The organism is Pseudomonas sp. FBF18 (genome assembly GCF_024261405.1).
Classification (GTDB): domain Bacteria; phylum Pseudomonadota; class Gammaproteobacteria; order Pseudomonadales; family Pseudomonadaceae; genus Aquipseudomonas; species Aquipseudomonas palmensis.
Genome location: NZ_QKRS01000006.1, coordinates 123,961 through 136,942, shown reverse-complemented (window position 1 = coordinate 136,942; position 12,982 = coordinate 123,961). Strand labels below are relative to the sequence as shown.

General features: G+C 63.4%; 13 protein-coding genes. 3 read left to right on the top strand and 10 right to left on the bottom strand.

What is annotated here, in order from left to right:
* The first annotated feature begins 39 nt into the window (after nt 1-39).
* Nucleotides 40-2,607, top strand: a complete 2,568-nt coding sequence (gene mutS / locus DN387_RS11865) for a DNA mismatch repair protein MutS (protein ID WP_054914991.1) — start codon at nt 40-42, stop codon at nt 2,605-2,607.
* Nucleotides 2,608-2,746: 139 nt separating this feature from the next.
* Complete coding sequence (gene fdxA, locus DN387_RS11860) at nt 2,747-3,070, top strand: ferredoxin FdxA (protein WP_043863281.1); 324 nt, start codon at nt 2,747-2,749, stop codon at nt 3,068-3,070.
* A 536-nt stretch (nt 3,071-3,606) separates the two neighbouring features.
* Here fdxA and rpoS read toward each other — a convergent pair.
* From rpoS to DN387_RS11820, 8 genes are all read right to left on the bottom strand, one after another.
* On the bottom strand, nt 3,607-4,614 hold the full coding sequence (gene rpoS / locus DN387_RS11855) for an RNA polymerase sigma factor RpoS (protein WP_054914992.1): 1,008 nt from the start codon (nt 4,612-4,614) through the stop codon (nt 3,607-3,609).
* Nucleotides 4,615-4,722: 108 nt separating this feature from the next.
* Nucleotides 4,723-5,583, bottom strand: a complete 861-nt coding sequence (locus DN387_RS11850) for a peptidoglycan DD-metalloendopeptidase family protein (RefSeq protein WP_054914993.1) — start codon at nt 5,581-5,583, stop codon at nt 4,723-4,725.
* A gap of 174 nt (nt 5,584-5,757) precedes the next feature.
* Nucleotides 5,758-6,435: a protein-L-isoaspartate(D-aspartate) O-methyltransferase gene (locus DN387_RS11845; protein ID WP_162484879.1), complete on the bottom strand. Its 678-nt coding sequence runs from the start codon at nt 6,433-6,435 to the stop codon at nt 5,758-5,760.
* A complete protein-coding gene (gene surE / locus DN387_RS11840; RefSeq protein WP_043863278.1) occupies nt 6,435-7,184 on the bottom strand; it encodes a 5'/3'-nucleotidase SurE in 750 nt (249 codons plus the stop codon). Before surE ends, DN387_RS11845 begins: the two co-directional genes overlap by 1 nt.
* Nucleotides 7,172-8,230, bottom strand: a complete 1,059-nt coding sequence (truD, locus tag DN387_RS11835; RefSeq protein WP_054914994.1) for a tRNA pseudouridine(13) synthase TruD — start codon at nt 8,228-8,230, stop codon at nt 7,172-7,174. Before truD ends, surE begins: the two co-directional genes overlap by 13 nt.
* Nucleotides 8,227-8,700, bottom strand: coding sequence for a 2-C-methyl-D-erythritol 2,4-cyclodiphosphate synthase (gene ispF, locus DN387_RS11830; protein ID WP_043863276.1), 474 nt, complete (start codon nt 8,698-8,700; stop codon nt 8,227-8,229). The genes truD and ispF overlap by 4 nt, the downstream gene beginning before the upstream one ends.
* 76 nt (nt 8,701-8,776) lie before the next feature.
* The gene (gene fghA, locus DN387_RS11825; RefSeq protein WP_043863275.1) at nt 8,777-9,625 is read right to left on the bottom strand and encodes an S-formylglutathione hydrolase; all 849 of its coding nucleotides are present in this window, start codon (nt 9,623-9,625) and stop codon (nt 8,777-8,779) included.
* Between the two features lie 8 nt (nt 9,626-9,633).
* Nucleotides 9,634-10,746 carry an S-(hydroxymethyl)glutathione dehydrogenase/class III alcohol dehydrogenase gene (locus tag DN387_RS11820; protein WP_043863274.1) on the bottom strand — a complete coding sequence of 371 codons (1,113 nt, stop codon included), beginning with the start codon at nt 10,744-10,746 and terminating at the stop codon, nt 9,634-9,636.
* A 106-nt stretch (nt 10,747-10,852) separates the two neighbouring features.
* Here DN387_RS11820 and DN387_RS11815 point away from each other — a divergent pair, with 106 nt between their 5' ends.
* On the top strand, nt 10,853-11,749 hold the full coding sequence (locus DN387_RS11815; protein ID WP_054914995.1) for a LysR substrate-binding domain-containing protein: 897 nt from the start codon (nt 10,853-10,855) through the stop codon (nt 11,747-11,749).
* Between the two features lie 94 nt (nt 11,750-11,843).
* On the opposite strand, the gene ispD is transcribed toward DN387_RS11815, so the two are convergent.
* Together ispD and ftsB are read right to left on the bottom strand one after the other, a co-directional pair.
* Nucleotides 11,844-12,554 carry a 2-C-methyl-D-erythritol 4-phosphate cytidylyltransferase gene (gene ispD / locus DN387_RS11810; RefSeq protein WP_054914996.1) on the bottom strand — a complete coding sequence of 237 codons (711 nt, stop codon included), beginning with the start codon at nt 12,552-12,554 and terminating at the stop codon, nt 11,844-11,846.
* On the bottom strand, nt 12,551-12,829 hold the full coding sequence (ftsB, locus tag DN387_RS11805; RefSeq protein WP_043863271.1) for a cell division protein FtsB: 279 nt from the start codon (nt 12,827-12,829) through the stop codon (nt 12,551-12,553). Before ftsB ends, ispD begins: the two co-directional genes overlap by 4 nt.
* Nucleotides 12,830-12,982: the final 153 nt, after the last annotated feature.

The following is a 12,982-nucleotide window of genomic DNA, read 5'->3' as shown; positions in this document are numbered from 1 at the left end:
GCCTTTGGTCTAAACGACACTGCGAGCCAAGTTTCTGTAATGAGCGATCTTTCCGCACACACCCCGATGATGCAGCAGTACTGGAAGCTGAAAAACCAGCACCCGGACCAGCTGATGTTCTACCGCATGGGCGATTTCTACGAGATCTTCTACGAAGACGCGAAGAAGGCCGCCAAACTGCTGGATATCACCCTGACCGCCCGCGGGCAGTCAGCGGGCCAGTCGATCCCCATGTGCGGTATCCCCTACCACGCCGCCGAAGGCTACCTGGCCAAGCTGGTGAAGCTGGGCGAATCGGTGGTGATCTGCGAGCAGATCGGCGATCCGGCCACCAGCAAGGGCCCGGTGGAACGCCAGGTGGTGCGCATCATCACCCCAGGCACGGTCAGCGACGAAGCCCTGCTCGACGAGCGCCGCGACAACCTGATCGCCGCCGTACTGGGTGACGAACGCCTGTTCGGCCTGGCCGTGCTGGATATCACCAGCGGCAACTTCACCGTGCAGGAGTTCAAGGGCTGGGAAAACCTGCTGGCCGAGCTCGAGCGGGTCAACCCCGTGGAGCTGCTGATCCCCGACGACTGGCCCCAGGGCCTGCCCGCCGAGAAGCGCCGTGGCTCGCGCCGCCGCGCGCCGTGGGACTTCGACCGTGACTCGGCGCGCAAGAGCCTGTGCCAGCAGTTCGCAACCCAGGACCTCAAGGGCTTCGGCTGCGAGAAGCTGACCCTGGCCATCGGCGCCGCCGGCTGCCTGCTCGCCTACGCCAAGGAAACCCAGCGCACCGCCCTGCCGCACCTGCGCAGCCTCAAGCACGAGCGGCTGGACGACACCGTGGTGCTAGACGGCGCCAGCCGGCGCAACCTGGAGCTGGACGTCAACCTGGCCGGGGGCCGCGACAACACCCTGCAATCGGTGATCGACCGCTGTCAGACCGCCATGGGCAGCCGCCTGCTGACCCGCTGGCTGAACCGGCCGCTGCGTGACCTGAAGGTGCTGCAGGCCCGCCAGAGCTCGATTCGCTGCCTGCTCGACGGCTACCGCTTCGAGAAGCTGCAACCGCAACTGAAGGACATCGGCGATATCGAGCGGATTCTCGCCCGTATCGGCCTGCGCAATGCTCGCCCACGGGACCTGGCGCGCCTGCGCGACGCGCTTGGCGCGCTGCCTGAACTGCAGAACGCCATGGCCGAGCTGGAGGCACCGCACCTGGCGCGCCTGGCGGCCATCGCCGGTACCTACCCGGAACTGGCCGACCTACTGCAGAAGGCGATCATCGACAACCCGCCTGCGGTGATCCGTGATGGCGGCGTGCTCAAGGTCGGCTATGACGCCGAGCTCGACGACCTGCTGTCGATGAGCGAGAACGCCGGGCAGTTCCTGATCGACCTCGAAGCCCGCGAAAAGGCCCGCACGGGCCTTGCCAACCTCAAGGTCGGCTACAACCGTGTGCATGGCTACTTCATCGAGCTGCCGAGCAAGCAGGCCGAACAGGCGCCGGCCGACTACATCCGCCGCCAGACCCTCAAGGGCGCCGAGCGCTTCATCACCCCCGAGCTCAAGACGTTCGAAGACAAGGCGCTGTCGGCCAAGAGCCGTGCCCTGGCGCGCGAGAAGATGCTCTACGATGCGTTGCTCGAAACCCTGATCGGCCACCTGGCCCCGCTGCAGGACACCGCCGCGGCGCTGGCCGAACTGGATGTGGTCAGCAACCTGGCCGAGCGTGCGCTGAACCTTGACCTCAACTGCCCGACATTCGTCGACGAACCGTGCATGCGCATCAGCCAGGGTCGCCACCCGGTGGTCGAGCAGGTGTTGACCACGCCGTTCGTGGCCAACGACCTGGGCCTGGACGACAACACGCGCATGCTGGTGATCACCGGCCCGAACATGGGTGGTAAGTCCACCTACATGCGCCAGACCGCACTGATCGTGCTGCTGGCGCATATCGGTAGCTTCGTGCCGGCCGCCAGCTGCGAGCTGTCGCTGGTGGACCGCATCTTCACCCGTATCGGCTCCAGCGACGACCTGGCCGGTGGGCGCTCTACCTTCATGGTGGAGATGAGCGAAACCGCCAACATCCTGCACAACGCCACCGAACGCAGCCTGGTGCTGATGGACGAAGTGGGCCGCGGCACCAGTACCTTCGACGGCCTCTCGCTGGCCTGGGCCGCCGCCGAGCGCCTGGCCCAGCTGCGCGCCTACACGCTGTTCGCCACGCACTACTTCGAACTGACCGTGCTGCCCGAAAGCGAGCCGCTGGTGGCCAACGTGCACCTGAACGCTACCGAGCACAACGAACGCATCGTGTTCCTGCACCATGTGCTGCCAGGGCCTGCCAGCCAGAGCTACGGCCTGGCAGTGGCACAACTGGCAGGCGTGCCGGCACCGGTGATCCAGCGAGCCCGCGAGCACCTGGGCCGCCTGGAAACCAACAGCCTGCCCCACGAAACCGCGCCAGCAAGCCCGGGAGCGCCCAGCACGCCGCACCAGAGCGACCTGTTCGCCAGCCTGCCGCATCCGGTGATCGAGAAGATCGGCAAGCTCGACGTGGACAACCTGACGCCACGCCAAGCTATCGAAATGCTCTATACACTAAAGACTCTGTTATAACGCCCCATCGCACAAACTGATAGAATCCCGCGCGGTTCGGCGGGGCAGCGAGTTATTAGCCTGGCTCGCTGCCGACCTACCGAACCGAGCGGCCCTGTCTGGAAGGGAACGCTGCCGTCGCCTGAGGAGAAAATTAGAAATGACCTTCGTCGTCACCGACAACTGCATCAAGTGCAAGTACACCGACTGTGTAGAAGTCTGTCCGGTGGACTGCTTCTACGAAGGCCCGAACTTCCTGGTCATTCACCCGGATGAGTGCATCGACTGTGCACTGTGCGAGCCTGAGTGCCCCGCCGTTGCGATCTTCTCGGAAGATGAAGTGCCGGCCGGCATGGAAAACTTCATCGAGCTCAACGCCGAGCTGGCCGAAATCTGGCCGAACATCACCGAGAAGAAGGATTCGATGCCAGACGCTGCAGAGTGGGATGGCAAGCCGGGCAAGATTGCAGATCTGGAGCGTTGATCGACGCCGGATCAATGAAAAAGGCCCTTCGGGGCCTTTTTTTATGTTCGCTGCAGGGCCAGCCACTTTTCCGCAGGCAAAAAAAAGGGGCGGTATGACCCGCCCACATTTTTTTCCGTAGTCCCTGTATTCCCTATCATCATCCTGATGAATCGCATCCCGCGATGTCCTTGGCGCTCATCCTTGAGAACCTGTGTCAGTCCGTAGACACAGTTCAGATACTATCCCCTGCAGCCGGCAGAGCAACTGGTAAAAGCTCTCAAAAAAAGTCCGCAAGGTGACGCCACCTTAAAATAAACTCTTTCAATATCAATTGTTTAGACAAAATACCACGTCAAAACCGACTGGAATTTACACCCTCTTGATGTAAAGGCTTACGGATCTTGTAAGCGATAACCTACAAATCCAATAACAATACGCAACCGGGAAAGGTTGCCGCCGTGGTATCGGTGTTTCTGCGCGTGTCTGAGCGCTTGAGACAGCCACGAACAAAAACGCCTCGACTGGGTCGAGGCGCCTTTTCACAGCCGTCGCAGTTACTGGAACAGCGACTCGCTGGACAGACCGTTCTTCTCCAGGATCTCCCGCAGCCGCTTGAGGCCCTCCACCTGGATCTGACGTACCCGCTCCCGGGTAAGACCAATCTCCAGGCCGACATCCTCCAGGGTGCTGCTCTCATGCCCGCGCAGGCCAAAGCGGCGAATCACCACCTCACGCTGCTTGTCGGTCAGTTCGCTCAGCCACAGGTCGATGCTCTGGGACAGGTCGTCGTCCTGCAACAGCTCGCAAGGGTCGGTGGGACGATCGTCGGTGAGGGTATCGAGCAGGGTCTTGTCCGAGTCCGGGCCCAGTGAAACGTCCACCGAAGACACGCGCTCGTTCAGGCCGAGCATGCGCTTGACCTCGCCTACGGGTTTTTCCAGCAGGTTGGCGATCTCTTCCGGTGACGGCTCGTGATCGAGTTTCTGGGTCAGCTCGCGTGCTGCACGCAGGTAGACGTTCAGTTCCTTGACCACATGGATCGGCAGGCGAATGGTGCGCGTCTGGTTCATGATGGCGCGTTCGATGGTCTGCCGGATCCACCAGGTGGCGTAGGTCGAGAAACGGAACCCACGCTCGGGGTCGAACTTCTCGACTGCGCGAATCAGGCCCAGGTTGCCCTCTTCGATCAGGTCGAGCAGCGATAGACCGCGGTTGACGTAGCGGCGCGCAATCTTCACCACCAGGCGCAGGTTGCTTTCGATCATGCGTTTGCGCCCGGCAGGGTCGCCACTTTGCGACAGACGCGCAAAATGAACTTCTTCTTCCGGGGAAAGCAGGGGCGAAAAGCCGATTTCGTTGAGGTAGAGCTGAGTTGCATCAAGTGCTCGAGTGTAATCGATGTACTTGTGCTGTTTGAGCGGTGAGCCTTGTTTGGCCCGGGTCCGAACCGGAGATACAGCAGGTTCGTCTGACACCACATCCGTTTCCAAAACGATGCCGGTTTCCATAAGGAGCACCTCATCGTCGATGTCAAACTCCGGCACTTCTTTACTGAGAGCCATTGTTATAGTCCTTTGCTGAGTTCGAACTCAGACTCAAGCGGCGCCTTTATCCTTGGCAACGCTGAGCCTGTCCCCACTACGCGAAGGAACAGGCCGGGTACATGCTTATCAACGACGTGGCAGGAATTGCAACGGATCTACAGGTTTGCCCTGGCGGCGAATCTCGAAGTGAAGCTTCACCCGGTCGGTGCCCGTGGACCCCATTTCGGCAATTGTCTGCCCAACCTTGACCTGCTGTCCCTCCCGAACCAACAGCCTGCGGTTGTGACCGTAGGCACTGACGTAGGTATCGCTGTGCTTGATGATTACCAGTTCACCGTAGCCCCGCAAGCCACTTCCGGCGTACACAACGGAACCATCCGACGCAGCAAAAACAGGCTGTCCCAAATCACCGGCGATATCAATGCCTTTATTCAAACTACCGTTTGAAGCGAATTTTCCAATCAGCACACCGTTGGCCGGCCATGCCCAGCCACCGGCCGAACGCTCCGAAGCCGGCACCTGGACAGGGGTGGTGGCGACGACGGGCGGCGCGCTGTTACCGCCTGAAGACGTGGTTTTTGCCGGCGCCGGGGTACCTGCCGGACGACGGGTGACCGTGGTCTTGCTGGAGGGCGAGGTGGAGGTGACGACCCGCGAGCCGCTGCTGGTAGCCGTGCCGGAGCCGAAGCGGATCGCCTGGCCGGGCCGGATGGTATAGGGCGCCGGGATACCGTTGCGCGCAGCGAGCTCCTTGTAGTCCCAGCCGTAGCGAAAGGCAATCGAGAACAGCGTATCGCCCGGGCGAACCACGTACTGCCCCGTAGTGACCACCGGGCGCTTGGGCGCGGCGCTGTTGCGGTCGACCACCCGCACGCTGCTCGAAGATGAACTGGAACACCCTGAAACCAGGGTTCCCAAGGCGAGTGCAATCACCAGAAGCTTTAAGCTCGATAGACCCATGCGCTGCCGAATGACTGTGTGACTCACCCGCCGCTCCCTTATGTGGTGACCGATGTAGGAATGCAATATTGTTGCAATTATAACCGAGCGCACAGGCAATGCAGATCAACTGCTTGCCAGGTTGTGCGATCGTTCAAGAAACCGCACGCCCCATAGACCCGGCAATGCACCGGGAATTCGACGCCCGCGAAAAAAATCGACTCAGCTCAATGTGCCATTGAGCAACGGCACGAAGCGTACGTCACACAGTTTGCGCCGCGAGAAGCCCTGTTCTTCGCGCACGATCAACAGCAATTGCTGTGTCTCGCCACTGGCGCCCACCGGTATCACCATGCGCCCGCCCGGTGCCAGCTGGTCGAGCAAGGCCTGGGGCACTTCGGGTGCGCCGGCGGTGACGATGATGCCATTGTAGGGGGCCAGTGCCGGCCATCCCTCGAAACCGTCGCCCCAGCGGAACACCTGGTTGCGCAGGTTCAACTCGACCAGCCGTTCCTTGGCGCGGTCCTGCAGGGGTTTGATGCGCTCTACCGAGAACACCCGCTCCACCAGCCTGGACAGCACTGCTGTCTGGTAGCCAGACCCGGTGCCGATCTCCAGCACCTTGTCCAGCGGACCGTCCTCCAGCAGCACCTCGCTCATGTACGCGACCATGAACGGCTGCGAGATGGTCTGGTTGTTGCCGATGGGCAGGGCGGTATCTTCATACGCACGGTGCGACAGCGCCTCGTCGACGAACATGTGCCGCGGGATGTTGCGCAAGGCCTCGAGCACCCGCTGGTCCTTGATGCCTTCCTCGATCAAACGCTGGATCAGCCGTTCACGGGTTCGCTGCGAAGTAAAACCGATACCATGGCGCATCAGATCCTCCGGCTCTCGCATCAGAGCAGCCCCTCCAGCCAACCCTCGAGACGGTCGAAGGCATCGTTGAAGGTGCGGTCAAGCTGTAGCGGGGTGATCGAGACATAGCCCTGCATCACCGCGTGAAAATCGGTACCCGGGCCGCCATCCTCGGCGTCGCCGGCCACCGCGATCCAGTAGCCTTCCTTGCCGCGCGGGTTGACCACCTTGGTCGGCGCCGCCGCACGTGCACGATGCCCAAGGCGTGTCAGCTGGATGCCACGGATGTGCTCCAGCGGCAGGTTGGGAATGTTCACATTGAGTACGGTGCGCGGTGGCAGCTCAAGGCTTGCATGCGCCTCGACCAGCTTGCGCGCGAAATAGGCGGCAGTGGGCAGGTTGTCCGGCAGGCGCGAGAGCAACGAGAAGGCAAACGAGGTGCCCCCCAGGAATCGACCTTCAAGCGCCGCGGCGACCGTGCCCGAGTAAAGCACGTCATCGCCCAGGTTGGCGCCCAGGTTGATACCCGAGACGACCATGTCCGGCGGATGCTCCAGCAGCCCGTTCAGGCCCAGGTGCACGCAATCGGTCGGTGTGCCGTTGAGGCTGATGTAGCCGTTGGCCAGGGTCTGCGGATGCAGCGGGCGGTCGAGCGTCAGCGAACTGCTGGCGCCACTCTTGTCCTGGTCCGGGGCAATCACCACGCACTCGGCATAATCCGCCAGCGCAGCATGCAGCGCGGCGAGACCGGGTGCGGTGACCCCGTCGTCGTTCGAAATCAGAATACGCATGGGCTGTCCGTCTGCCCTGCCGGCACCAGATCGACGAGTTCGCGCACCACCACGGTGGCGAAGCATCCGGCCGGAAGGACGAATTCCAGTTGCAGGATATCAGGCTCGGGATAATGCCACGTCAAGCCGCCAATGGGCAGCCGCAGAATGCGCCGTTCCTGTTTGAGGTTGGCATTGCCCAGCCATTGGCACAGGGCTGCCTCCTGTTCGGCCACGCGTTGCTCGATCGCACCGCCCGCCCCACTGGTGGCCGGAAGGCCCTCGCCCCACAGCGGCCCGGTAGGGTGCAGGTCGAGTATTGCCAGGCGCGGATCGCTGCACTCGGCCTCGCCCGCCGTGAAAAAGCTGCGGCTGTCGGTGAACGCCAGCAGGTCGCCGACCTGAGCCTGTTGCCAGCTGCCATCGGCAACCCGCTCGGCCAGCACCCGGTTGAACAGGTAGCTGCGTGCGCTGGACAGCAGCCGCGAACGCACATTGCGCTGCTCGGGCAGGGCCTTGCGCTCGGCCCACTGGCGCGCATCGTGCACGTTGCCGCCAGCAAAGCCGAAGCGCTGGCTGCCGAAGTAGTTGGGCACGCCTTGTATGCGCAATTGCTCGAGGCGCGCGTCCAGGGCCTGGTGATCGGCGCTGAGCGCTGTGAGGCGCAGGGTGAAGCCGTTGGCCGAGTGCGCGCCACGCTGGAGTTTGCGCGAGTGGCGGGTGTGTCTGAGGATGCTCAGGGTTTCGTTTTCAGCCGCGCTCAGGTCAGGGTCGGCCTTGCCCGGCAGGTGCAGGCTGAACCATTGGCGAGTCAGCGCCTGACGGTCCTTGAGGCCGGCATAGCTCACGGTGCGCAGCGGTACGCCGGCGGCGCGGGCCAGGCGGCGGGCGGCCTCCTCGGTATTGAGGTCGCGTTTCTCGACCCACAGCCACAAGTGCTCGCCTTCACCCGACAGGGGAATGTCGAGCACTTCATCGACCTGGAAATCTTCGGCCGTGGCCTTGAGGATGGCGCTGCCCAGCGCCGGCCCGGCTGCCTGCGGGCCGAGCAGTTCGAGTTCGGTCATGCGCGCAGCAACAACGCGACGGCGTGAACGGCGATGCCTTCTTCACGGCCGGTGAAGCCGAGCTTCTCTTCGGTGGTGGCCTTGACGTTGACCTGGTCGAGCTCGACCTGCAGGTCCTGGGCGATCAGGGTACGCATGGTTTCGATGTGCGCGGCCATCCGGGGTGCCTGGGCCACGATGGTGGCGTCGACGTTGCCCACCTTCCAGCCCTTGGCATGGATGATCGACAGGATGTGGCGCAGCAGCACGCGGCTGTCGGCGCCCTTGAACTGCGGGTCGGTATCGGGGAAATGCTTGCCGATGTCACCCAGCGCGGCGGCGCCCAGCAGTGCATCGCTCAGCGCGTGCAGCAGCACATCGCCGTCGGAATGGGCCAGCAGGCCGAACTTGTGCGCAATGCGCACCCCACCCAAGGTGATGAAATCGCCTTCCGCGAAGCGGTGCACATCGTAGCCGTGGCCAATACGCATAAAAAAACGCCCTGATTGAGTCAGGGCGTGATTCTACCTGCTTTGCCGGGGGTTTGGCTTATTTGTAGGACTAGCCCTACGCCCGCCCCAGTGCCGCCGCATGATGGCGCAGGTGGTCATCGATGAAGCTGGCGATGAAGTAGTAGCTGTGGTCGTAGCCAGGCTGCAGGCGCAACGTCAGCGGGTAGCCAGCCGCCTGCGCGGCCTGGGCCAGCACTTCGGGCTTGAGCTGGGTTTGCAGGAAGTCGTCGCGATCGCCCTGGTCGACCAGCAGCGGCAGCGTTTCCTGCGCCTGCGCGATCAGTACGCTGGCATCCCATTCGCGCCAGCGCGAACGCTCCTCGCCCAGGTAGCGACTGAACGCCTTCTGGCCCCAGGGGCAGTCCATCGGGTTGCCGATGGGCGAGAACGCCGACACCGACACATAGCGCCCGGGGTTGCGCAAGGCGCACACCAGCGCGCCGTGCCCACCCATGGAGTGACCGCTGATGCTGCGCGCAGCTGAGGCCGGGAAATGCGCCTCCACCAGTGCCGGCAGCTCATCCACCACATAGTCGTGCATGCGGTAGTGCTCGGCCCACGGCTGTTCGGTGGCATTGAGGTAGAACCCCGCGCCCAGGCCGAAGTCCCAGGCGCCGTCCGGGTCGTCCGGTACCTGTGGCCCGCGCGGGCTGGTGTCCGGCGCCACGATGATCAGGCCGAGCTCGGCGGCAAGCTTGTGCGCGCCGGCCTTCTGCATGAAGTTCTCGTCGGTGCAGGTCAGCCCGCTCAGCCAGTACAGCACCGGCAGCTTGCCGCCCTGCTCCGCCTGCGGCGGCAGGTAAACGGCAAACACCATGTCGCACCCCAGCACGCTGGAGCGGTGCCGGTAGCGCTTGTGCCAGCCGCCGAAGCTCTTCTGGCAGGAGATGTTTTCCAGGCTCATGGCAGACCTCAGAAGTGGATGACGCTGCGGATGCTCTTGCCTTCATGCATCAGGTCGAAGGCCTTGTTGATGTCTTCCAGGCCCATGGTGTGGGTAATGAAGGTGTCCAGCGGGATCTCGCCCTGCTCGGCCATGTCCACATAGCTTGGCAGCTCGGTGCGACCACGCACGCCACCGAATGCCGAGCCGCGCCAGACGCGGCCGGTGACCAGCTGGAACGGACGCGTTGCGATCTCCTGGCCGGCACCGGCGACGCCGATGATCACCGACTCGCCCCAGCCCTTGTGGCAGCACTCCAGGGCCGCACGCATCAGTTGCACGTTGCCGATGCACTCGAACGAGAAGTCCACGCCGCCATCGGTCAGGTCCACGATCACTTCCTGGATCGGGCGATCGTAGTCCTTGGGGTTGATGCAGTCGGTGGCACCCAGCTGGCGTGCGATCTCGAACTTGGCCGGGTTGATGTCGATGGCGATGATGCGGCTGGCCTTGGCCTTGACCGCTCCGATCACGGCCGACAGGCCGATGCCGCCCAGGCCGAAGATGGCCACGGTGTCACCCGGCTTGACCTTGGCGGTATTGAGTACCGCACCGATGCCGGTGGTCACGCCGCAACCGAGCAGGCACACCTTCTCCAGCGGGGCCTCTTTCTGGATCTTGGCCACGGAAATTTCCGGCAGCACGGTGTATTCGGAGAAGGTCGAGGTGCCCATGTAGTGGAACAGCGGCTGACCCTTGTAGGCAAAACGCGTGGTGCCGTCGGGCATCAGGCCCTTGCCCTGGGTCGCGCGGATGGCCTGGCACAGGTTGGTCTTGCCCGACTTGCAGAACTTGCACTGGCGACATTCCGGGGTGTAGAGCGGGATCACGTGATCGCCCACCGCCACCGAGGTCACGCCCTCACCGATGGCCTCGACGATGGCGCCGCCTTCATGGCCCAGGATGGACGGGAAGATGCCTTCCGGGTCGGCGCCCGACAGCGTGTAGGCGTCGGTGTGGCAGACGCCGCTGGCGACCACGCGCAACAGCACTTCGCCGGCCTTGGGCATGGCCACGTCGACTTCGACGATCTCCAGCGGTTTCTTGGCTTCGAAGGCAACGGCAGCACGGGACTTGATCATCAAGGTTCTCCACAAAGGTTTCAGTTCAGGCGTGAAGTGTAATTCATCGTCTTTTGATTAATAATCGAGCCAAACACAAAACATTATTGCCATACAGGGATAATCGATGAACAGCCGCTGGGAAGGGATCGACGAATTCGTCGCGGTGGCCGAATCGGGCCAGTTCACTGCGGCAGCCGAGCGCCTGGGGGTATCGTCGTCGCACGTGAGCCGTGCGGTGGCACGCCTGGAAGATCGCCTGCAGACGCGCCTTTTGTACCGCAGCACGCGCAAGGTGACCTTGAGCGAGGCCGGGCAGACCTTTCTTCAGCACTGCCAGCGCCTGCAGGATGGCCGCGAAGAGGCCCTGCGCGCCATAGGCGACCTGACCAGCGAGCCCAAGGGGCTGCTGCGCATGACCTGTGCGGTGGCCTATGGCGAGCGCTTCATCGTGCCGCTGGTCACCCGCTTCATGGCGCAGTACCCGCAGTTGCGGGTGGACATCGAGCTGACCAACCGCACCCTCGACCTGCTGCACGAAGGCATGGACATGGCGATTCGCCTGGGTCGGTTGCAGGAGTCACGCCTGGTGGCGGCACGCCTGGCCCCACGGCGCATGTACCTGTGCGCCTCGCCAGCGTACCTGGAGCGCTATGGGCGACCCCACAGCGTGTCGGAGCTGGCGCGGCACAACTGCCTGATCGGCAGCACGGATATCTGGGCCTTGCAGCAGGAGGGCCGGGAAATCAGTCAGCGGGTGCAGGGCAACTGGCGCTGCAACAGCGGGCAGGCGGTGCTGGATGCGGCGCTGCAGGGGATGGGCCTGTGCCAGTTGCCGGACTACTACGTGCTGGAGCATCTGGGCAGTGGCGCGCTGGTGTCGCTGCTTGAAGCGCATCAGCCGCCGAATACGGCGGTGTGGGCGTTGTACCCGCAACAGCGGCACCTGTCGCCGAAGGTGCGCAAGCTGGTGGATTATCTACGGGAGAAGTTGGGACAGCTGCCTGAGTACCGCAGCGTGTAGAAAACGTCGCGGGCTCCCACAGGCAGTTCACCAGCCCTTGAACGTACTGCAGTCCCTTGTGGGGGCTGGCTTGCCAGCGAATGGGCCACCGCGGTCAATTGCCGCGATTGGCCCAGCGCTGTCTCAGCCACTCCAGGTCTTCCGGCCGCGTCACCTTGATATTGTCGTTGCGCCCTTCGACCAGGCGCGGCGCCTGCCCCGACCATTCGATGGCCGACGCCTCGTCGGTGATCGCCACGTCCGCCACCAGGCTGTCTGCCAGCGCACGGTGCAATGCCCCCAGGCGGAACATCTGCGGGGTGTACGCCTGCCACACCGTGCTGCGGTCGATGGTGGCGCTTACCCGCCCGTTGGCATCGGCACGCTTGAGCGTGTCGCGCGCCGGCACCGCCAGCAGCCCGCCCACCGGGTCATTCGCCAGCTCGCCCAGCAGGCGGTCAAGGTCGTCGCGCGCCAGGTTTGGCCGCGCCGCATCGTGCACCAGCACCCAGTCGTTGTCGGCCGCGCCCTGGGCATGCAGCAGCAGCAAGGCGTTGAGCACCGAATCGGCACGCTCGCGCCCACCTGCCGCACGCTGGATGCGCGTATCGCTGGCGCAGGCCAGGCCCGGCCAGTAAGGGTCGTCGGCAGCAATGCTGACCACCACGCCCTTGAGGCATGGATGGTCGAGAAAACAGTCGAGGCTATGCTCGAGAATCGTCCGCCCGCCCAGTTGCAGGTACTGCTTGGGACGGTCGGCAGCCATGCGGGCACCAACACCCGCGGCAGGAATCACTGCCCAGAAGGCAGGCAGGGACGCCGTCATTGGGCCAACTGGTAGAGGGTTTCACCCTCCTTGACCATACCCAGCTCATGACGAGCGCGTTCTTCGACGGTTTCCATACCTTTCTTCAACTCCAGCACTTCGGCATCAAGCACGCGATTACGCTCCAGCAGACGCTCGTTTTCAGCGTGCTGGTCGGCGATCTGCTGCTTGAGGTCGGCAACCTGGGCCAGGCTGCCGTTGCCCACCCACAGACGGTACTGCAGGCCACCCAGCAACAGGAGCAAGACGAGGAACAACCAATAGGGACTACGCATCAGGGTATCCACTGGAAAAAGGCCGCCCGTGCACAAGGGGCTGATGGCACGAAGCCTGACCGAAGCCAGGCTTTGTGGGGAAAGCACTTGCTGCACAGGGTTGCTGAAAGATTAGCTGCGTCTTTCAGCCTCACACTGCGGCCTTTTTACCAT